Below are 20847 nucleotides of genomic sequence, written 5' to 3'. Positions count from 1 at the left end.
ACGCTCCAGGTAGGTGTCGGCACAGTCCCGACGTGGGGGACTGTGACTAACGGGACGGCAGAAAACCCGCCGACGGGCGGGATTGCCGATTTTTTCCTCGGGACTGGGCCGGGTTTCTCGGCCCGGCGCTCATGCCGGGGGCGCGCGTCCCTGGTGGTGACCGGCGGGCGCGGGTGTGAGCTGGTGATCCTGCTCGGCGACCGGGAGCGAACTGGTCTCGGCGGCCGGCGCCGGCTGCTCCACCGGGGCGAACAGCGGCAGATCCGTCCCGGCCGCCTCGCGTTCGGGCGGCTCTTCGAACGCCTGGGCCCGCAGCGCCTTGACGCTGTCGCCGTCGCGTTGCATGCCGCAGCCGGACGTGTGCTGCAGGGCGGCACCGATGGAGGCGGGGCAGGAGGCGATGGCACCGGCGGGCGCGGCCACGGAGGCCGAGCCATGGATGCCTGTCAATACCAGAACAGCGAAAAGTGCGACGGACGTCAGTCGGCCCGTCCAACGGCCGACCTCGCTCGCACCCCGCATCTACCGCCTCCCCGCGGTCCAATGGAGGGTAAGTCTACCGGCTGTTCCCAGTCGTTACCGAAGTGGATCAGCCACGCTCTCAGCGAACGGGATGCTCCGCGGAGGGCTCGACCAGCAGATCCGGGCGACCGAGGTTGAGCGCGACCCGGTTGACGACCCGTTGCGCGTTGGCCAGCGAGCGCAGCGGCAGGTGGCGCTGGGCCTCACGGCGCGGGACGAGATAGTGCACCGCGGCGCGCACCTGGGCACGGTCGGCGGCGCTCGCCTGACTGGTTTGGATCACCAGCTCGTGCAGGCAGCCGACGAGCCGCTCGACCAGCGCGAGATCCCCTTCGCGCAGCCCGGCGCGGGCGGCGGCCAGGTAGCTGTCGATCTTGACGATCAGCTCGTCGGTGCCAGGGCGGAAGTCTCGCTGCACAGCGGCCATCGGACCTCCTCGGTGCCGTCCTGGCGGCTCGCTGTGAAGTTACTTTAAGTCGTGATTCGCATGCAAGCAGTTAAGTGAGGTTTAAGGCACAACTTCCCGCATCCGTCATGATCCGTCCCGAAATCGGCCCGTCGCGGGCATGGGTCCCACTCCGTCACACCGGCGCGGCAGGATGGAACGGTGCCGGAGGTCCTCGAACAGTTCAGCGCGGCGACCCGCGAATGGTTCACCGCGTCCTTCGCCGCGCCCACCCCGGCGCAGACCGGCGCCTGGGCGGCGATCGGCGCCGGCCGCAACGCCCTGGTCGTCGCCCCCACCGGCTCCGGTAAGACACTGGCCGCCTTCCTCTGGTCGCTGGACCGCCTCGCCGCCGAGCCGGTCCCCGCACCGAAGCAGCGCTGTCGTGTGCTCTACATCAGCCCGCTCAAGGCGCTCGCCGTGGACGTCGAACGCAACCTGCGCGCGCCGCTGACCGGCATCCGGCACGCCGCCACCCGGCTCGGCATCGCCCCGCCCGAGATCACCGTCGGGATGCGTACCGGAGACACCCCCGCCGACGAACGCCGCGCCTTCGGCCGCACTCCCCCGGATGTGCTGATCACCACACCGGAGTCGCTCTTCCTGCTGCTGACCTCCGCCGCCCGCGAGTCGCTGCGCAGCGTCCGGACGGTGATCGTCGACGAGGTGCACGCGGTGGCCGGCACCAAGCGCGGCGCACACCTGGCGCTCTCCCTGGAACGCCTCGACGAGCTGCTGCCCCGGCCCGCCCAGCGCATCGGCCTATCCGCCACGGTCCGCCCGGTCGATGCCACGGCCCGGTTCCTCGGCGGCGCGGCCCCGGTCGAGGTGGTGCAACCGCCCGCCGCCAAGACGATCTCCGTCAGCGTGCAGGTACCGGTGGAGGACATGACACGGCTGGACGAGGGCGAGCCGGACCCGGAAGGGCAGCCGCGGCGCGCCTCGATCTGGCCGGCGGTCGAGGAGCGCGTCTACGAACTGATCCGGGCCCACCGCTCGACCATCGTCTTCACCAACTCGCGCCGCTCCGCCGAACGACTCTGCGCCCGCCTCAACGAGCTCGCCGTCGCCGAGACCGAGGGCGCACCACCGCAGCCGGACCGGGTGCCGGCGGAGGCCATCGGGCAGTCCGGCACCGCCGGTGGCGCCGCACCGCTGGTCGCCCGCGCCCACCACGGCAGCGTCTCGCGCGCCGAACGCCAGCACATCGAGGAGGCGCTCAAGTCCGGGCAGCTGCCCGCCGTGGTGGCGACCTCCAGCCTCGAACTCGGCATCGACATGGGCGCGGTCGACCTCGTCGTGCAGATCGAGGCGCCACCGAGCGTCGCCGCCGGCCTGCAACGCGTCGGACGCGCCGGGCACCAGGTCGGCGCCGTCTCCCGGGGTGTGGTCTTCCCCAAGCACCGTGGCGACCTGGTCTCCTGCGCGGTGGTCGCCGAACGGATGACCGACGGCGCCATCGAGGAGCTGCGGCCACCCCGCAACCCCCTCGACGTACTGGCCCAGCAGATCGTGGCGATGGTGGCGCTGGACCAGTGGCGCGTCGCCGACCTGGCCGCCGTGGTGCGCCGCGCCTGCTCCTTCGCCGAACTGCCCGACTCGGCACTGCACGCCGTGCTGGACATGCTCTCCGGGCGCTACCCCTCCACCGCCTTCGCCGAACTACGGCCCCGGCTCGTCTGGGACCGGGCCGAAGACCTGCTCACCGGCCGGCCCGGCGCGCAGCGGCTCGCCGTCACCTCCGGCGGCACCATCCCCGACCGCGGGCTCTTCGGCGTCTTCCTCGCCGGCGCCGAGCGCGTCGCGAGGGTCGGCGAGCTCGACGAGGAGATGGTCTACGAGTCCCGCGTCGGTGACGTGTTCCTGCTCGGCTCCTCCTCCTGGCGCATCGAGGAGATCACGGCCGACCGGGTGCTGGTCAGCCCGGCGCCGGGTCAGGCCGCCCGGATGCCGTTCTGGAAGGGCGACTCCCCGGGCCGCCCGATCGAGCTGGGCCGGGCCATCGGTGCCCGGCTGCGGAACCTGGCCCGGTCCGACGACGAGGCCGCGGCGACGTCGCTGGGCGAGGCCGGCCTGGACAAGTGGGCCACACAGAACCTCCTCGGTTACCTGCGCGACCAACAGGCCGCCACCCGCTCGCTCCCCGACGACCGGACCGTCCTGGTGGAACGCTTCCGGGACGAGCTCGGTGACTGGCGGCTCGCCGTGCACTGCGTCCTCGGTGCCAAGGTCAACGCTCCGTGGGCACTGGCCATCGCCCGGCGGCTGGCCGAACGCCACGGCGTGGACGCCCAGGTGCTCCCCGCCGACGACGGCATCGTGGTCCGGCTGCCCGACACCGCGGACTCCCCGCCCGGCGCCGAACTGATCGTCTTCGATCCCGACGAGATCGCACCGCTGGTCGCCGAGTCCGTCGGAGCCTCCGCGCTCTTCGCCTCCCGGTTCCGGGAGTGCGCGGCCCGCTCCCTGCTGCTGCCCCGGCGGGACCCCCGCCGCCGGCAGCCGCTCTGGCAGCAGCGGCAACGCGCCGCGCAGCTGCTCGACGTCGCCCGCGACTACCCGGAGTTCCCCGTCACCCTGGAGGCCGCCCGCGAATGCCTGCAGGACGTCTTCGACGTGCCCGGGCTCACCGAGGTGATGCGTGACCTCGCCAACCGCCGGATCCGGCTCGTCGAGGTGGAGACACCGGCCCCCTCACCGTTCGCCCGGTCGCTGCTCTTCGGCTACGTCGGCGCCTTCCTCTACGAGGGCGACGCCCCGCTGGCCGAACGGCGGGCCGCCGCCCTGGCACTGGACACCACCCTCCTCGGGGAGCTGCTCGGCCGGGTCGACCTGCGCGAACTGCTCGAACCTGCGGTCGTCACCGAGACCGAGCAGCAGCTGCGGTGGCGTACCGAGGCGCGCCGGCCCCGCGGGCCGGAGGACCTGGTGGAGCTGCTGCGGGTGCTCGGCGACCTCTCCGAAGCCGAACTGGCCGAACGCGGGGCACCCCCGCGGTGGCCCGCCGAGCTGGCCGGGGCCCGGCGCATCCTGCCGGTACGCATCGCCGGGCAGGAGCGCTGGATCGGCGTGGAGGACGCCGGGCGTTACCGCGACGCGCTCGGCGTGGCGCTGCCGGTCGGCGTGGCGCAGGCGTACCTGGAGCCGGTGACCGACCCGCTCGGTGACCTGATCGCCCGGTACGCGCGCACCCACGGGCCGTTCACCGCCGCCGACTGCGCGGCACGGTTCGGTCTCGGCGCCGCCGTCGCCGAGGCCGCCCTGCGCCGCCTGTCCGCCACGGGGCGGGTTGTCGCCGGCGAGTTCACGCCGTACCCGGTGGGCGGGGCCAGCGGCGGCGCGGTGACGCAGTGGTGCGACGCCGAGGTGCTGCGCCTGCTCCGACGCCGGTCGCTGGCCGCGCTGCGGCGGGAGATCGAACCGGTGTCGGCGCGCACGCTGGCGAACTTCCTGCCCCGCTGGCAGCACATCGGCTCCGCCGGCCGCGGGGTGGACGCTGTCGCCGCGGCCGTGGAGCAGCTCCAGGGGGTGGCGGTGCCGGCCTCCGCCCTGGAGAGCCTGATCCTGCCGGCCCGGGTGGCCGGCTACTCCCCCGCGTACCTCGACGAGCTCTGCGCCGGGGGCGAGCTGGTCTGGGCCGGGGCGGGCGCGATCGGGCGCCAGGACGGCTGGATCCGGCTGGTTTACGCCGACAGCGCCGCGCTGCTGTTCCCGCCCCCGGACGAGGCGACAGCGCTGACCCCGCTGCACGAGGCGGTGCTCGCCGCCCTCGATGACGGCCAGGCCCTCTTCTTCCGGCCGCTGGCCGACCGGGTCGGCGCGCTCGACGACGCCGAGCTGACGGCGGTCCTCTGGGACCTCGTCTGGAGCGGCCGGCTGACCAACGACACGCTCGCGCCGCTGCGGGCGCTGCTCGGCGGTGCCGGCGCGCACCGGTCCCGGGCGGCGGCCCCACGGGCGCGCTACCGCCGGCCGGGACGGGCGGTGCTGCCGGCCCGCTCCGGACCGCCGATCGCCGCCGGGCGCTGGTCCCGGCTGCCGGCCCCGGATCCGGACCCGACCCGGCACGCGACGCTGCTGGCCGACACGCTGCTGGAGCGGCACGGCGTGGTGACCCGCGACGCCGTCGCCGCCGAGCAGATCCCCGGCGGGTACGCCGCGGTCTACCCGGTGCTGGCCGCGCTCGAGGAGCGTGGGGCAGCCCGGCGCGGCTACTTCGTCGAAGGCCTGGGGGCGGCGCAGTTCGCCGTACCGGGCGCGGTGGACCGGCTGCGGGCCCTCGCCGACCCCGCCCGCGGCGATGACGAGGCCCGAGTGCTCGCCGCGACCGACCCCGCGAACCCGTACGGCGCCGCCCTGCCCTGGCCGGACCGGGTTGTCGAGTCCGGCGCGGGCGCGCCGGGCGGCACCGGCCACCGGCCCGGACGCAAGGCCGGGGCGCTGGTGGTGCTCGCCGCCGGCGAGCCGATCCTCTACGTCGAACGCGGGGGCCGGACCATCCTCTCGTTCACCGACGACGGCGGTGCGCTCGCGGCGGCGGCACGGGCGCTCGGTGCGGCCGTCGCCTCCGGCGCGCTCGGCGTGCTGTCGGTGGAGCGCGCCGACGGCGGGCCGGTGCAGAGCTCCCCACTTCGCGACGCCCTGACCGCCGCCGGCTTCCGCGCGACGCCACGGGGCCTGCGGCTGCGCACCTGACCGCGACCGGGCGCCTGACCACGGCCGGCTTCCGCCGACCCGGCGCCTCAGCACGGCGACCGGCGCTAGCCTGCGGTCATGCCTGGTTACCACTGGATCAGCCTGACCACCGACTACGGCCTGTCGGACGGTTTCGTCGCTGCCTGCCACGGGATGTTCGCCCGGATCGTGCCCGCCATCCGGATCATCGACGTCACCCACCTGGTGCCCCCGGCCGACGTCGCACGCGGAGCGGCGGTGCTGGCGCAGACCGCGCCGTACCTGCCGGACGCGGTGCATGTCGCGGTGGTGGATCCCGGCGTGGGAACCCAGCGACGGGGCGTCGCGCTGCAGACGCCCCGCGGGGCGCTCGTCGGCCCCGACAACGGCCTGCTGCTGCCGGCCGCAGATGCGCTCGGCGGCGTACGGGAGGCTGTCGAGCTGACCAACCCGGCCTGGTTCGCCGGGACCGTGTCGCACACCTTCCACGGCCGCGACGTCTTCGCGCCGGTCGCCGCGCACCTCGCGCTCGGTCACCGCATCAGCGAGGCCGGCCCCCAGCTCGACCCGGCCGACCTGGTCCGGCTGCCGGAGCCCCCTGTCGAAGTCGGTGACGGCTGGCTGAACGCACCGGTCCGCACCGTCGACCACTTCGGCAATGTGCAGCTCGGTGCGGACGCCTCGGCCCTGGCGGGGCTCGGTCCCCGGGTCCGGGTCGGCGAGGTCCGCGCCAGCAAGGCGGAGACCTTCGGGGTGGTGCCCCCCGGTGAGATGGTTGTCTACGGCGATTCGGCGGGCCTGGTGGCGGTGGCGATCAACGGCGGCCGGGCCGCGGACGTGCTCGGGGTGACCGCGGCGGATCCGCTCCGGATCGAAACCGTCGATTGAGATCCACACGGTCGATGCGGGAGACGGCCCGGTTGTGGAAGGCTCTGGTCCCGTGGGTGCACAACGAACTGCCGACGACGGCGCATGTCCTTGCTGTGGTTTTCTTACCGGCGTCACGACCTGTCCGATCTGCTTCTGGACCGACGACGGCCAGAGCGACACCGATGCCGATGTGGTCCGTGGCGGGCCCAACGGTGATCTGAGCCTCTCCGCCGCCCGGCTGAATTTCGCCATCTACGGCGCGAGCCATCCCCGATACCAGGACGTGGTGCGGACCGCCCGTCCTGACGAACGTGCCTGACGCCGGACTGTGAGCCGCCCGGCTGGTGCCGCACGTGTCAGCTGTGCGGCTCCGGCCTGGCCGCCGCCAGGCCGGGCGGCGCCTGCCGTGGCCGAAGCACCTCACCGCCGCCGAGGACGGCGCGCCCGAGCTGGGTGGGGGTGACCGCGGCACGTTCGGCGCTCGCCCCCTCCGGAAGCTCGAACGGCGAGCGGAACGGGAAGTACCGGGGCAGGAAGTCACGCAGCATCTCGACCTGCTCCACGAGGGGGACCTCGGCGGAGTCGGTGTCGTTGAGGCAGAACACGTCGAAGTTGCGCCGGCGCAGCAGTCTCGCCAGCTTCACCGGAGTCGATGGGTGAGCCAGATCGGCGTAGGTGTAGGCGATCCGCCCCGGCACCGACCGCCGGGTCAGGTACGCCCAGTAGTGCTGTAGCGAGGAGGGGATCGAGAGGTCCCCGGGGTGGCGGAACCGGTGGGCGGCGGTCTGCCGTACCTCGTCGCGCAGTTCGCGTTCGATCTCGGCCAGCACGCTGCGCTGCAACGGGTACGGCACGTGCTGCATCTTCTGGGTGATGGTGCGGCCGAACCGTTCGGCGATGTGCCGGCGGTTGTTCTTTCCGGCGGCGGTGACCGGAGCGTCGAAGACGGTGACCGGGCCGGGGTCCAGCTGCGCAGGCGAGCGGAAGAACTTCGCGATGCCGTTGGCGTGGAAGAACGTCGTCGGGCGGACCGGACGGCCGAGGAACATGTCGTCGTTGAAGTAGACGAAGTGTTCGGCGAGGCCGGGTATGCGGTGCAGCCGCGACTCGATGGCGTGTGAGTTGAAGGTGGGCAGCACCGAGGTGTCGTCGAAGATCTGACGATGGCTGACCACCGTGATCCGGGGATGCTCCGGGTCGAGCCAGGCCGGCACCTGGTCGTCGGTGACCAGGAAGATGCGCCGCAGCCACGGGGCGAAGGTCGCCAGTGAGCGAAACGAGTACCGCAGTTCGTCGCGGCTGGTGTAGCGGGAGTCGTTCGCCGCGATCGGGTTTATCTGGCCCTGGCCGGTTCGTTGCAGTGCCGCGTTCTTGCGCTTCGTCCAGTCGGGGTCGGCGCCGTCGACCCAGGTGTAGACGGCGTCGATCGGGAATTCGATCGTCTCCACCGGGGTGGTGGCGAACTCCTCCCGGGAGCGGTAGCCGTCGTCGGCGGCGGTGACCCGGTACGGCTTGAGCCCATCCGCACTGCCGTGGAATTCGCTCAACGCCCGCGCCGTTACCCGGCAGGCGCTGGGCGCGGCGGGGAAGACCGCACCGACTCCGTTGCGGCGGGGAGCGAGCAGCGCAGGCGCTTCTTCCTCGGTGCCGGGCAGGTCGGCCCAGAACTCCACCTCGCAGGCGACGTCGGCGGCGATGACCAGGGTCGCGGTCGGGTCGGTGAGCGGGAAGAAGACCTGCACCACCGTCACCTGGCGCTGGGCCGGCCGGAACACGCCGTTGACGACCCGCCCGGTCCGGATCACCGCACCGGCGAGCTGCGGGGCGGAACACAGCAGCCGCAGCACGCGGTCGCGGTCGCGGTCGCCGACGGCCACCGCCGAGGTCAGGTCATTGGCGGGACGCAGGCAGGAGTATTCGATGCCGCCGCTTTCCAGGAGGGCGACGACAGTGTCCAGATTCCGCCGCCAGGCGGCCGTCGGACTCGCCTCGGTGACGACCGTGGCGCGCAGGGTGCCGTGTGTGCCCGTCAGGCGCAGCCGACTGCCCACCGCTGCCGGCGAGCGGCGGCCCGGGGTCCGGGTCAACCGCCGCACCAGCCAGAGCCGACGTTGTGACGGGACGAGGTACAGCAGTCGCAGGCGATGCTCCCTCGGGAGCACCCGGTACAAGCGCAAAGCGATCATCAATTGTCTCGGCAGGTGTCGCGGGACGGATCCGGAGCGACCAGCAGGCCAACCCGGCGTAATCATTTCGTCACTCATCATGGCCGAAGGAGCGGGAAGTAGCGGACCGCACACGCCGTGCAACGGAATCGGTGACTGCTCAGCTCCGGTCCCCGGACAGGACGTTCCGCGTGGATCGTCGCGACCGGACCGCCCACGCGGCACGATGGAGCGATGCCCGAAGGGGACACTGTCTGGAACACGGCGCGGCTGCTGCACCGCGCTCTCGCCGGAACCCGGCTCACCGGCACAGACCTGCGGGTGCCGGCGCTGGCGACGACGGACCTGACCGGCTGGGTCGTGGTCGAGTCGGCCAGCCGCGGCAAGCACCTGCTGCTGCGACTGGCCGCACCGGACGGCGGCGAGCGCCGAACCCTCCACTCCCACCTGCGCATGGAGGGGTCCTGGCGCACGTACGCGCCGGGGCAGCGCTGGACCGGCGGACCGGGTCATTTGATCCGGGCGGTGCTGCGCGCCCCGCAGGCGGTGGCTGTCGGTTACCACCTGCACGAGCTGACGCTGGTGCCGACCGACGAGGAGGAGCGGATCGTCGGCCGGCTCGGGCCCGACCCGCTCGGCACGGACTGGGACGTCGACGAGGTGGTGCGGCGGTTGCTGACCGAGCCGGAGACCGCAGTCGGCGAGGCCCTGCTGGACCAGAGCAAACTCGCCGGGGTCGGGAATCTCTACAAGTGCGAGGCGCTCTTCCTGCGCGGGATCTCGCCGTGGACACCGATCGGGGAGGTCACACAGCCGGCGGCGCTGGCGGAGCTTGCGGGCAGGCTCCTGGCGGCGAATCGCGGCCGCTGGACCCAGAGCAGCACGGGCTCACTGCGGCGCGGCGAGACGACCTATGTGCACGGCCGCCGGGGCCGGCCCTGCCGCCGCTGCGGCACTCCCATCCGGGTCGCGGGTCAGGGCGAGAGGATCACCTACTGGTGCCCTGCCTGCCAGCCCGACCGTCGGTGACCCGGTAGCGGCTTGCGGTGCGACGTCGGCCTCAGTAGGCGGTGGAGATCGGCCGTTCGGCGGCACGCAGCTCGGCGAGCGCGGCGGCGACCTCGCGGAGCAGGTCTCCCGCTTCGGTGAGCCGCGCGGTGTCCGGCCCGGCGCCGTGGACCGGGACGGTGGTCTGGGCCACGTAGTCCAGCGCCGCGACCACCAGGTGCTCGTACGCCTCCACCCCGCCCTGCAGCTGCCCCATGAGCTCGTCACGGGCGTGCCGGAGCTGGTCGCGACCAGCCGGCGGGGCGGTGGCGAGGGCGCGTTCCATGCCGGCGGTCTGCTCGACCAGGGCGCTGAGCGTACGGCGGGCTTCGGCGGCTTCGGCGAGCACCGGCTCGGCCACCCCGGTCAGCTGCCCGGCGACAGCGGCCAGGGTCTGCGATGCCCGGTCGAGCCGCTCCCAGGCGGTGCCGGTGGCGGAGCCGCGCAGCGCGAAGCGGGTCCGCTGCCGGCGGAGTTCGGTCAGCACCCCGGCGCCGACCGGCAGCCGCTCGACGGCGCTGACCAGCCGGGCGCGGTTGCGGGCTGCCTGTTCGGCCGCGTCGAGGGCGGGCGGCGCCGGCCGAGCCGCGACCCGGCGCAGCTCACTCCAGCGCCAGGCGGCGAGCATCGTCGAGGCACCGGCCGCGCCGGCCCAGACCGCGTCGGCCATGCCGAGACCGGCGTAGGGGGTGAGGATGGCGGCGGCGCCCGCAAGGCCGCCGGCGGCGACACTCCACCGCCGGGCAGACCCCCGCAGCCGGCGTAGCCGGCGGAAGTACCGGGCCCGTTCGTCCGCCACCACTGCCCTCCCGTTGATGTCAGCTCGCGGTGCCGGCGTCTCCGGTGCCGCCCTGTTCCTTGGCGAGGCTGGCCCGGATCGCGTCCAGCCGGGCCGCGCTGTTCGGGTCCGCGCCCGCGCCCGACGCCGCCTGCTGCTCGACCGCGGGCCGCTGCGGGTTCGCCGCCAGCTGCTCGCCGGCCATGCTGCTGCGGATCTGCTCGAGCCGGGACACACCTGCGGTGTCCAGGCTAGCCCGCTGGATCTCCATCATGCGACCTTCGACGGAGTTGCCGGCCAGCTCGGCCCGGCCCATCGCGTTGGTGTAGCGGCGTTCGATCTTGTCCCGGACCTCGTCGAGGGAGGGAGTGTTACCGGGCGCTGCCAGCGACGACATCGACTCCAGCGACTTGGCCACCGTCTCCTGCATCTTGGCCTGCTCGAGCTGGCTGAGCAGCTTGGTCCGCTCGGCGAGCTTCTGCTGGAGGATCATCGAGTTGTTCTCCACCGCCTGGCGGGCCTGCCCGGCCGCGGCGATCGCCTGGTCGTGCAGCGTCTTGAGGTCCTCCGCGCCCTGCTCGGCGGTGACCAGCTGACCGGCCAGCGTCTGCGCGGACTGCTCGTAGCGTCCCGCCTCGACCTCGTCGCCGCCGGCGCGTGCCCGGTCGGCCAGGACCAGCGCCTGCCGGGCCATCGCCTGGAGGCGCTCGACCTCGGACATCTGCCGGGAGAGCTTCAGCTCCAGCTGCCGCTGGTTGCCGATCACTGCCGCAGCCTGCTGAACCAGCGCCTGGTGCTGGCGCTGCGCATCTTCGATGGCCTGCTGGATCTGGATCTTGGGATCCGCGTGCTCATCGATCTGAGCGCCGAAGAGCGCCATCAGGTAGCGCCAGCCCTTGACGAACGGGTTAGCCATTGTTGCGGTATCCCCTCAGTGACATCCCACGGTTACTGCCCACGGGACGCAACAGCGGCGACCACGCGGCAGGGTCTCCATCGTCTCAGCCCGGCGCCACCCCTGTCACCCGTCACCGGGCCGACGACGTGATCAACACTACGCGGGGCCCCACGAAGAGCGGGCAATGCACCGCCGCGCCCCATCGGGCCGCCTTTTCAGGCGGCGCAGACCACGTCGCGGTGCGGCTCGCCGGCGACCCGCCGGGTGGCACGCAGCGTGGTCTTCAACGGCGTCTCCTGCCGTACCTCGACGGAGACCTTGCCGTCGGTGGCGACCTGGCGCACCGGCCGGCGCTCCGCGCGGCGGGCCGGCTGCGCGGCCGGCTCTGCCGCCGCCACCGGCATCAGCTCCGGCAACTGCTCGGCGAGCGCCACAGTGTCGCTGACCTCGCGCAACAGCTCGGAGAGGCGGGCGCCGAGCGCGTCACAGATGGCCGCCAGCAGCTCGCTGGAAGCCTCCTTCTGGCCGCGTTCGATCTCGGAGAGGTAGCCCAGGCTGACGTTCGCGGCCGAGGAGACCTCGCGCAGGGTGCGATGCTGACCCTGACGCCGCGCCCGCAGCGCATCGCCGATCACCCGTCGGAGCAGGACCATCGCACCTCCCCTGATCTGGAACCCACCGCACCGCGGCTCTGCGCGGCACCGGAGGGCGGCTCCGCCTCCGGCGGCACCATCCGTTGCCGAAGCCTTCCCGCAACCGTACCTGCCTTCGGCTCTCCTGACATCGGACCCCGCCCCGGAGATTGCCCGGCCCCCGCTACCGCCCGGCGGCCGCCAGCGCGTGCAGCTGGTCGGCGAGCAGTCGCAGCGCCTCGGTCACCGACGCGGTGCGGATCAGGTCCCGGCCACCCGACAGCTCCAACCGGCGCACCGTGCTCCCCTGCGGCCCGGCGACGGCGACGTAGACCAGGCCCACCGGCTTGCCGTCCTGCGGCTGCGGCCCGGCGACCCCGGTGGTCGCCACGCACCAGTCCGCGAGGCAGCGTTTCCGGCCGCCCTCGGCCAGCGCCCGGGCGACGTCCGGGTCGACCGGTCCGCGCTCCCGCAGCAGCTCCTGCGGTACGTCGGCCAGCAGCGCCTTCATCTCCGTGGCGTAGACGACCAGCCCACCCCGGAACACCCGGCTGGCCCCGGCCACCTCCACCACGTTCGAGGCGAGCAGGCCACCGGTCAGCGACTCGACGGTGGCGAGGCTCTCCTGCCGCTCGACCAGGGCGTGCACCACCGCTGCGGCCGCACTGCCGCCGGGTTGCCGCCCCTGCGCGTCGCGTTCCATCGGTTCCTCCTCCCGCTGCGCCGCATGTGACAACGCGCAGCCGGCACAGGAATTGCCCGGACCGGGTGAGGCTCAATCCCGGCTGCGCAGCCGTACCGCCCGCAGCACGTAGTCGATCCCGGTCACCACGGTCACCAGCACCGCGGCCCCCATCACCCACGGGCCCACCGCGGCCAGGGCCGCCGGCAGCGGCAGGAGGTACCAGACGATCGCCGCGATCTGCAGAGCGGTCTTGACCTTACCGCCGTGGCTGGCGGCGATCACGCCGTACCGGATCACCCAGAACCGGATCGCGGTGACACCCCACTCGCGGACCAGGATCAGCGCCGTCACCCACCAGGGCAGCAGGTCGTACCAGGAGAGCAGCACCAGGGCGGCGCCGGTGAGCGCCTTGTCGGCGATCGGGTCGGCGACCTTGCCGAACGAGGTGACCAGATCGAACCGGCGGGCGATCCAGCCGTCCAGCAGGTCGGTCATCGAGGCGATGAGGAAGACCACGCAGGCGGCGATCTGCCAGCCGGGACGCGTCATCTGCGAGACGACGACCAGCGCCACGAAGACCGGCACCAGCAGCAGCCGTGCCCCGGTGAGGAGATTGGCCGCGTTCAGCAGCGGCGGGGTCCGGACCGCGGCCTGCGCGGGCTCGGTCACCCGGGTCACCGCTGACCCGGCGCCGCGGAGATCATCGCCACCGGCACCGCGACCAGGTCCACACCCTCGGTGCCGGTGACCGTGGCACTGACCAGGTCGCCGGGGCGCAGCGCGGCCAGGTCGACCCCGCCGTCGGCGGGCGCGACCAGCGTCGTGGAGCCGTCGACCTCGGGGGCCTGGTGCGCCGCCCGGCCCTCGACAATGCCCTCCTCGATGCTGTCGACGAGGACCTCGACGGTGTCGCCGAGACGCTCCTCGGCGCGCTGCGAGCAGAGCTCGTCGGCGAGCGCGGCGAGCCGGTCGTAGCGGCGCTTGATCGTCGCGGCGGAGACCTTGCCGGGCAGCCCGGCGGCCTCGGTGCCGTCCTCGTCGCTGTAGTCGAAGACGCCGATGGCGTCCAGCCGTGCCTCGGAGAGGAACCGGACCAGCTCCTCGTAGTCGGCGCGGGTCTCGCCGGGGAACCCGACGATGAAGTTGCTGCGGGCACCGGCTGCCGGCGCCAGGGCCCGGGCGGAGTCGAGCAGCTCCAGGAAGCGCTCGGTGGAGCCGAACCGCCGCATCCGGCGCAGCACGGGCTCGCTGGAGTGCTGGAACGACAGGTCGAAGTAGGGGGCGACACCGGGAGTGCCCGCGATCGCCTCGATCAGGCCGGGGCGGGTCTCGGCCGGCTGCAGGTAGCTCGCGCGCACCCGGACGATGCCGTCGATCGCCGCCAGCTGCGGCAGGAGCTTCTCCAGCGCCCGCGGGTCACCGAGGTCCTTGCCGTAGGAGGTGGAGTTCTCGCTGACCAGCACCAGCTCCCGCACCCCGGACTTGGCCAGCCACTCCGCCTCGGCGAGCAGCTCGTCAGGGGTACGCGAGACGAAGGCGCCACGGAAGGCCGGGATCGCACAGAAGGCGCAGCGCCGGTCGCAGCCACTGGCCAGCTTCAGGGAGGCCACCGGGCCGGAGTCCAGACGACGGCGCAGCACCTGCCGCAGGTGGGCCGGGGTGTGCTCGTCGGTCACCGGCTCGGAACCGTGACCGGGGACCACTACCGCGGCGGCGCGCCGCTGCACCGGGGTCAGCGGCAGCAGTTTGCGCCGGTCCTGGGGGGTGTGCGCGACGAGCGTCTCACCGGCGAGCACGGCGTCGAGGCGCTGGGCGATCTGCGGGTAGTCGTCGAAGCCGAGCACCGCCTGCGCCTCGGGGAGGCTGTCGGCCAGTTCCCGGCCGTACCGCTCGGCCATGCAACCGGCGGCGACGACCTTCGCGCCCGTCTCGGAGGCTGCCAGCAGGGTCTGGATGGAGTCCTGCTTCGCCTTCTCCACGAAGCCACAGGTGTTGACCAGCACCACGTCGGCGTTCTCACCGTCGGTGGTCACCTGCCAGCCGTCGGCGTGCAGGCGGGCGGCGAGTTCCTCCGAGTCGACCTCGTTACGGGCACAGCCGAGAGTCAGCAGGGCGACCTTGCGGCCGGCGGGAGCGGAGATGGGGTCAGCGGCAGACACCATCCGAGGGTACCGGGCGGCGGTGCCCAGGTCGTAACGGCGCTCGGCGGGAGCGACCCCTTGCACAACCACGGCCGGTGCCGGTGATCACCAGCGCGCCCGCGGGCCGCACGCGATGAGGGACGATGTACGCCGAGCGGCGCGGACCGAGCGCCGGGAAGAGGTGAGCGCGATGGCCTGGCTGGTACTGGTGATCTCGGGGCTGCTGGAGACGGCCTGGGCGATCGCACTGGACCGCACCGCCGGGTTCACCCGGCTCGTCCCGTCGCTGGTCTTCCTGGTCACTGTCAGCCTGAGCATGGCCGGGCTGGCGTACTCGATGCGCCACATCCCGGTCGGCACGGCGTACGCGGTGTGGGTGGGGATCGGGGCGGTCGGCACGGCGCTGGTGGGCATGGTGGCGCTCGGCGAGCCGGCGAACGTGCCCCGGCTGCTCTGCCTGCTGCTGGTTGTCGCCGGGGTGATCGGACTGAAGGTCTTCTCCTGAGGGCACACCGGCGACGGCCGGCCCGGGTGCACACCGACCACGGCGTGCACCGGCCGGCCGCAAAAGGGGCCGGCGCCGCACAGGCGTAGACGCGGTCCGTGGCGGGTAGAGATGACCGACTCATCCCACCTCGTACCACGGAGGAAGCAATGGCCGACATGCCGAACGGCGCACGTCCGGGCAGCCGCGGCGGCGCCGCCCGCGTCTGCACCATCATCGCGTTCGTCTTCGCGGTGCTGGCGATCTTCCTGTCACCGCTGATCTTCGGCGTGCTCGGCCTGATCCTCGGCATCGTCGGGGCGACCCTCGGCGACAAGCCGCTCGGCTGGTACGCCGCCGGGACCGCCGTGCTCGGCGCGGTGATCGGGGTCCTGATCAACGTCGCCATCATCAACACCTGATCCGGCCGGGACCGCCTTCAGCTCTCCTGGAGCCCCGCCAGCGCCTCGTCCAGCTCGTCGGGCTTGACCAGCACCTCGCGGGCCTTGGAGCCCTCGGACGGCCCGACGATGCCGCGGGTCTCCATCAGGTCCATCAGCCGGCCCGCCTTGGCAAAACCGACCCGCAGCTTGCGCTGGAGCATCGAGGTCGAGCCGAACTGCGAGTTGACCACCAGCTCGATCGCCTGGATCAGCACCTCCAGGTCGTCGCCGATGTCCTCGTCGATCTTCTTCTTGTTGTCCTGGGCCGGGGCCAGCACGTCGGGGCGGAACTCCGGCTCCCGCTGGTCCTTGCAGAACTTGACGACGTCGGCGATTTCCTTCTCGGTGACCCAGGCGCCCTGGATCCGGACCGGCTTGGAGGCGCCCATCGGCAGAAAGAGCCCGTCGCCGCGGCCCAGCAGCTTCTCCGCGCCCGGCTGGTCGAGGATGACCCGGGAGTCGGCCAGCGACGAGGTGGCGAACGCCAGCCGGGACGGCACGTTGGCCTTGATCAGACCGGTGACCACGTCGACCGACGGCCGCTGGGTGGCGAGCACCAGGTGGATGCCGGCGGCCCGGGCGAGCTGCGTGATGCGCACGACGGAGTCCTCCACGTCGCGCGGCGCGACCATCATCAGGTCCGCCAGCTCGTCGACGATCACCAGCAGGTACGGGTACGGCCGCATCTCCCGCTCGCTGCCCGGCGGCGCCTTGATCTCGCCGTTGCGGACCTTGCGGTTGAAGTCGTCGATGTGGCGCACCCCGTTGGCGGCGAGGTCGTCGTAGCGCATGTCCATCTCGCGGACCACCCACTCCAGGGAGTCCGCGGCCTTCTTCGCGTTGGTCACGATCGGTGTCACCAGGTGCGGGATGCCCTCGTAGCCGGTCATCTCCACGCGCTTGGGGTCGATCAGCAGCAGCCGCACCTCGTCCGGTGTGGCGCGGGTCAGGATCGAGACCAGCAGGGTGTTCAGGCAGGAGGACTTACCGGCGCCGGTGGCGCCGGCGATCAGGATGTGCGGCATCTTGGCGAGGTTGGCCACCACGAAGCCGCCCTCGATGTCCTTGCCGAGCGCCACCATCATCGGGTGGTGGTCGCTGGTCGCCGCCCGCGACCGCAGCACGTCGCCGAGCGCGACGTTCTCCGGGTCGGTGTTCGGGATCTCCACGCCGACCGCGCTCTTGCCGGGAATCGGGCTCAGGATCCGTACGTCCGGGCTCTTGACGGCGTAGGCGATGTTGCGGGAGAGCTGGGTGATCCGCTCGACCTTGACGCCGGGCCCGAGCTCCACCTCGTAGCGGGTGACCGTCGGCCCGCGGGTGAACCCGGTGACGGCGGCGTCCACGTCGAACTGCTCGAAGACGCCGGTGAGGGCGTTGATGATCTCGTCGTTGGCCTTGCTGCGCGACTTCGGCGCCGACCCGGTCTTGAGCAGGTTCGCCGGCGGGAGCTTGTAGTCGCCCTCGGTCGCCGTGAGCGCCAGCTGCTCGGCCCGGGTGGGGGGCGGCGAGTGCTCCGGCGGCTCGGCGGCCCGGCGGGCGGCGGGCACCTTGGCGGGCCGGCGTTCCGGCACGGCGGGCTCGCGTACCAGGATCTCGTCGGCATCGTCGAGCCCGAGGTCCGGCTCCGGCGCGGCGCTGCGACGGGGCCGGGCCGAACGACGGCGCCCCGGTGCTGCGGCGGCGGCCTCGGCGGCGTCGTCGACCTCACCGAGGAGCGGCGGCCGGCCGAGGAGCCGTGCGGTGAGCTCCCGGAGCCGCTCCGGCACCTTGTTGACCGGCGTGGCGGTGACCACCAGCAGACCGAAGACGAGCCAGAGCAGCAGCAGCGGCACCGCCACCCAGGGGGTCACCGCCCGCTGCAGCAGGTCGCCGACGGCGGCGCCGATGAGACCACCGGCGTAGTCACGCTCGACATTGGTCGTCGGGTCCTGCCCGATGTGCAGCAGCGCGGCGGTCGCCACCAGCATCGACGACCAGCCGACAAGCCCCCGGCCGCGGTGCTCCGGTTCGCCCGGATCGCGCATCAGCCGGACCGCGCCGATCAGCAGCAGCAGCGGCAGCACCGCCGCGATCGCGCCGATGAAGAGGCGGATGCCGTCGGCCAGGCCGGCGCCGAGCGGTCCGGCACCGGCGAACCAGACAGCGACTCCACTGAGGATCGCCATGCCGAGCAGGAGCAGTCCCAGCCCGTCGCGGCGGTGCTCCGGATCGAGGTCCCGGGCGGTCGCCGCCTGCCGGCCCATCGCCCGCACCGACCAGCCGACGCTGCGCGCCACACCCATCCAGACCGAACGCGCCGCGCGAACGGCACCGCTGGGCTGGGATTTCTTGACCGGCCGTCGTCGGGCCGCCGTCGAGGGCTTCTTCGCCGGCTGCCGTGCGCGGCCGGTCGCGGAGCTGCGCGACGACGCGCCGCGCCGCCGGCTCGCCTGAGAGGTACGACCCGCCATAGAGTCACCGTAACGGCGCGAGCGGGTTCTCACCCGCTTTTGCGGGTCGTGTCCGCGTGCCGCCGCACCTGCACCACGTCGAGGAGTGATATTCGCCGCAGGAGGGTTCGCCCATGGCGCCGGCGCACAGTCAGGACAGAACGGACGGTCGGATCGACGGCGCGGAAGAGCTGCTCGCGCTGACCGAGGAGCTGATCCGCTCGGTGCTGACCGCCCGGGGTCACCGGCCCGAACCCGGGACGCCGCTGCGCCTGACGTCGCCGGCCGGCACGACCCTGCTGGTACGACCGGGTCGGGCCGGCAGTCGGCTGGAGGTGGAGATCCGGCTCACCGCCGCTTTCTCCATTCCCGACATTCCGCGCCTGTACGGCTTCTGCAACGCCTGGAACCACGACCGCTTCTGGCCGTCGGCCTATGTCGAGGTCGGCGACCGCGGCACGGTCGGCGTGCGCGGGGCGAGCGTCACGGACCTGCCGTACGGGGTGGCTCCGCACCAGCTCGCCCGGCTGCTGGAACGCGCCCTGGCCGCCGGTGACGAACTGGCCCGGGCCGCCGCCGGCCTGGACCCTTCGAGCAGCCGGCAGGCCAGGTGATCTCCCGGGACCGGCTCGCCGCCGTGCTGGCCTGCGCCCGCGACCTGCCCGACGGCGAGGAGAAGTACGCCGAACTGCAGCGCATCGCCGCGCACGCCGACAGCGGCGGGCACCAGCGGATCGGCTTCGCGGCCCGGATGGCGCTGCTGGAGGCGTACCGCGGCGGCGGGCAGGGCTGGCGGGCGCACGAACCGCTGCTCTGGTGCCTCGGGCTGGCCGGCGACCGGCCGGAGTGGATCGACCAGGCGGACCGGTGGCGGCTGCACCGGCAGCAGCGCGCCACCATCGCGGCCTTCTGCACCAGCACCCGGGTGGGCCGCGCCCAGACCGAGGAGCTCCTGGCGGAGCTGCGCCGCCGGCTTCCCGGTGGTGACGCGCCGCCGGAGGTGGTCGCCGATCTGAGTGCCCGCATCGCCGACCATCTCGGCGACGAGGCGGGTGCGCGGCGGTGGCTTGAACGCGGTGCCGCCGCCGAGGCCGACGAGTACAGCGACTGCCCCGGCTGTGCTCCCGCTCGCCGCGCCCGGCTGCTCGCCGGCTGGGGGCAGTGGGAGGCGGCGGTCCGCAGCGCCGAGGCGGGACTGCGGGACGGGCCTGGCTGTCCCGCCCAGCCGGAGCGGAACCTGGCGGCGCTGATGCTGCCCTACCTGCGGCTTGGCCGGGTCGAGGAGGCCACGGCGGCGCACCTGCGGTCGTACCGGCGGCACCGCGAGGAGGCGGCGGCCTTCGGTGAGATCGGCGGGCACCTGCGCTTCTGCATGCTCGCCGGAGAAACCGAACGAGGGCTGGCCATCCTCATCGCGCAGCTGCCCCGCCTGGCGGGCGCCACCGACGAACTCGCCGCCATGGAGTTCGCCGCGGCGGGTGCCGCGCTCTGCCAGGCCACGACCGGACCCGGCGTCGCCGCGGGGCCGGATGCCGGGCTGCCGCGCGAGCGCGCCGACGCGCTCGGTGCCCAGCTGCTGGCGACGGCGCGGCAGCTCGCCGGGGCGTTCGACGCCCGCAACGGCACCGGGCACCAGTCCGGCCGGGTCGCCGCCTGGCTGGCCGAGCCGGACACCCGCACGACACCGGCCCAACGGGAACCCCGGCGACGACTGCCCGCACCCGACGCCGGCGACGCACCGGGCTCCACCGGTGTCGGCCACCACGCCGACGACCGGGACGCGCAGGGAGACACCGGCGACCACGGCGCGGACGAGGCCGACCGCCGCATCCCCGAACCGCTGAGCGTCGCCGCTGTCACCGCCGCGCTGCGCCGGCGCGGATGCCGCTACGCGCTCGACGCCACCCGGACGGTCGGTGTGCGCTCCGGTCCGGCGACCGTGCAGTTCGAACTCGCCGGCGACGACGGGGAGATCCTGCACGCCCGGATCGTCACCGACCACCGCCTGCCGGCCCGCCGCCTGGCCGCCGCCTACGCCTTCTGCAACTGGTGGAACCGGGACCGGCTCACGCCGAAGGCGTACGTGCACGACACCGGAGGCGGGGAGCTGGTGTTCGGGGCAGGGCTCAGCACCGACCTCGCGTACGGCGTCGCCGCCGACCAGCTCGACGCGCTGATCGCCACCGCGCTGGAGTCCGCGGCCGGCTACGGCCGGGCGGTGGCAGCGCTCGGCTGACCGGCGCGGCGGCGGCGCAGCGCCAGCCCGGCCCACGAGCCGAGCACCACCAGCGCCACCAGCACCTGCACCGCGAGCGTGAAACGTTCCGGATAGAGGACGCCCTCGACGTACCGGTCGATGAAGCCGCCCTGCGGGGCCGGCTCCCCGGCGCGCTGCCGGGACCACTCCTCGGCCCAGGTGAGCGGGCAGACCAGCGGGACGAACAGGACGGTGGTGCCCCACACCGCCGCGGCGACGTGCAGCACGATGCTGCGCGGCCAGCGCCAGGCGAGGAAGCCCCCGGCGACCAGGTACGCCAGGAAGCCGAAGTGCGCCACCACGATCACCAGAGTCAGGAGTCGATACGCCGTCACGCGCAGAAGGCTACGTACTGTGCGGCCTGTCGCCCTGGG

19 protein-coding genes are annotated in these 20847 nt (G+C 73.3%); 8 read left to right on the top strand and 11 right to left on the bottom strand.

Annotated elements, in window-relative coordinates; all coding sequences use genetic code 11:
- Positions 1–129: 129 nt before the first annotated feature.
- Complete coding sequence (locus ACK8GG_RS10595) at positions 130–522, bottom strand: hypothetical protein (RefSeq protein ID WP_440356184.1); 393 nt, start codon at positions 520–522, stop codon at positions 130–132.
- Positions 523–601: 79 nt separating this feature from the next.
- Positions 602–949 carry a hypothetical protein gene (locus ACK8GG_RS10590; RefSeq protein ID WP_440356183.1) on the bottom strand — a complete coding sequence of 116 codons (348 nt, stop codon included), beginning with the start codon at positions 947–949 and terminating at the stop codon, positions 602–604.
- Between the two features lie 180 nt (positions 950–1129).
- Between ACK8GG_RS10590 and ACK8GG_RS10585 the strand changes: the two genes are divergently transcribed.
- The 3 genes from ACK8GG_RS10585 to ACK8GG_RS10575 all read left to right on the top strand — a co-directional run bounded on the left by ACK8GG_RS10585 (position 1130) and on the right by ACK8GG_RS10575 (position 6830).
- Complete coding sequence (locus ACK8GG_RS10585) at positions 1130–5662, top strand: ATP-dependent helicase (RefSeq protein ID WP_440356182.1); 4533 nt, start codon at positions 1130–1132, stop codon at positions 5660–5662.
- Between the two features lie 78 nt (positions 5663–5740).
- Positions 5741–6529 (top strand): SAM hydrolase/SAM-dependent halogenase family protein, encoded by a 789-nt coding sequence (locus ACK8GG_RS10580; protein ID WP_440353506.1) that lies wholly within the window; start codon positions 5741–5743, stop codon positions 6527–6529.
- Positions 6530–6581: 52 nt separating this feature from the next.
- Entirely contained in the window at positions 6582–6830 is a 249-nt protein-coding gene (locus ACK8GG_RS10575) for a CPCC family cysteine-rich protein (protein WP_440350036.1), read from the top strand.
- 37 nt (positions 6831–6867) lie between these two features.
- Here ACK8GG_RS10575 and ACK8GG_RS10570 read toward each other — a convergent pair whose 3' ends face one another.
- Positions 6868–8607: a stealth family protein gene (locus ACK8GG_RS10570; RefSeq protein ID WP_440356181.1), complete on the bottom strand. Its 1740-nt coding sequence runs from the start codon at positions 8605–8607 to the stop codon at positions 6868–6870.
- A gap of 303 nt (positions 8608–8910) precedes the next feature.
- Between ACK8GG_RS10570 and ACK8GG_RS10565 the strand changes: the two genes are divergently transcribed.
- Positions 8911–9705 (top strand): DNA-formamidopyrimidine glycosylase family protein, encoded by a 795-nt coding sequence (locus ACK8GG_RS10565; protein WP_440353504.1) that lies wholly within the window; start codon positions 8911–8913, stop codon positions 9703–9705.
- 31 nt (positions 9706–9736) lie between these two features.
- Here the strand turns inward: ACK8GG_RS10565 and pspM are convergent, their stop codons facing one another.
- The 6 genes from pspM to rimO form a co-directional block, all read right to left on the bottom strand.
- The gene (pspM, locus tag ACK8GG_RS10560; RefSeq protein WP_440353503.1) at positions 9737–10522 is read right to left on the bottom strand and encodes a phage shock envelope stress response protein PspM; all 786 of its coding nucleotides are present in this window, start codon (positions 10520–10522) and stop codon (positions 9737–9739) included.
- A gap of 19 nt (positions 10523–10541) precedes the next feature.
- Positions 10542–11417, bottom strand: coding sequence for a PspA/IM30 family protein (locus ACK8GG_RS10555; protein ID WP_440350033.1), 876 nt, complete (start codon positions 11415–11417; stop codon positions 10542–10544).
- A gap of 197 nt (positions 11418–11614) precedes the next feature.
- Entirely contained in the window at positions 11615–12052 is a 438-nt protein-coding gene (locus ACK8GG_RS10550; protein WP_440353502.1) for a helix-turn-helix domain-containing protein, read from the bottom strand.
- A gap of 163 nt (positions 12053–12215) precedes the next feature.
- On the bottom strand, positions 12216–12734 hold the full coding sequence (locus ACK8GG_RS10545) for a CinA family protein (protein WP_440350031.1): 519 nt from the start codon (positions 12732–12734) through the stop codon (positions 12216–12218).
- A 72-nt stretch (positions 12735–12806) separates the two neighbouring features.
- Positions 12807–13394: a CDP-diacylglycerol--glycerol-3-phosphate 3-phosphatidyltransferase gene (gene pgsA, locus ACK8GG_RS10540; RefSeq protein ID WP_440350030.1), complete on the bottom strand. Its 588-nt coding sequence runs from the start codon at positions 13392–13394 to the stop codon at positions 12807–12809.
- Positions 13391–14878, bottom strand: a complete 1488-nt coding sequence (gene rimO, locus ACK8GG_RS10535) for a 30S ribosomal protein S12 methylthiotransferase RimO (protein ID WP_440350029.1) — start codon at positions 14876–14878, stop codon at positions 13391–13393. Before rimO ends, pgsA begins: the two co-directional genes overlap by 4 nt.
- A 169-nt stretch (positions 14879–15047) precedes the next feature.
- Between rimO and sugE the strand changes: the two genes are divergently transcribed.
- Together sugE and ACK8GG_RS10525 are read left to right on the top strand one after the other, a co-directional pair.
- Positions 15048–15362 carry a quaternary ammonium compound efflux SMR transporter SugE gene (sugE, locus tag ACK8GG_RS10530; protein ID WP_440350028.1) on the top strand — a complete coding sequence of 105 codons (315 nt, stop codon included), beginning with the start codon at positions 15048–15050 and terminating at the stop codon, positions 15360–15362.
- A 149-nt stretch (positions 15363–15511) separates the two neighbouring features.
- Entirely contained in the window at positions 15512–15763 is a 252-nt protein-coding gene (locus tag ACK8GG_RS10525; RefSeq protein WP_440350027.1) for a hypothetical protein, read from the top strand.
- 17 nt (positions 15764–15780) lie between these two features.
- Here ACK8GG_RS10525 and ACK8GG_RS10520 read toward each other — a convergent pair whose 3' ends face one another.
- Positions 15781–18069: an FtsK/SpoIIIE family DNA translocase gene (locus ACK8GG_RS10520; protein WP_440356267.1), complete on the bottom strand. Its 2289-nt coding sequence runs from the start codon at positions 18067–18069 to the stop codon at positions 15781–15783.
- Positions 18070–18350: 281 nt separating this feature from the next.
- On the opposite strand from ACK8GG_RS10520, the gene ACK8GG_RS10515 reads away from it, so the two are divergent.
- Together ACK8GG_RS10515 and ACK8GG_RS10510 are read left to right on the top strand one after the other, a co-directional pair.
- Complete coding sequence (locus ACK8GG_RS10515; RefSeq protein WP_440350025.1) at positions 18351–18830, top strand: type III secretion system chaperone family protein; 480 nt, start codon at positions 18351–18353, stop codon at positions 18828–18830.
- The gene (locus ACK8GG_RS10510) at positions 18827–20452 is read left to right on the top strand and encodes a YbjN domain-containing protein (protein WP_440353500.1); all 1626 of its coding nucleotides are present in this window, start codon (positions 18827–18829) and stop codon (positions 20450–20452) included. The genes ACK8GG_RS10515 and ACK8GG_RS10510 overlap by 4 nt, the downstream gene beginning before the upstream one ends.
- Here the strand turns inward: ACK8GG_RS10510 and ACK8GG_RS10505 are convergent.
- Positions 20422–20808 (bottom strand): DUF2784 domain-containing protein, encoded by a 387-nt coding sequence (locus tag ACK8GG_RS10505; protein WP_440350023.1) that lies wholly within the window; start codon positions 20806–20808, stop codon positions 20422–20424. The genes ACK8GG_RS10510 and ACK8GG_RS10505 overlap by 31 nt on opposite strands.
- Between the last annotated feature and the right edge of the window lie 39 nt (positions 20809–20847).

Origin of the sequence: Melissospora conviva (genome assembly GCF_049523535.1) — a bacterium.
Taxonomy (GTDB): domain Bacteria; phylum Actinomycetota; class Actinomycetes; order Mycobacteriales; family Micromonosporaceae; genus Melissospora; species Melissospora conviva.
This window is presented reverse-complemented; position numbering and strand designations above follow the sequence as displayed.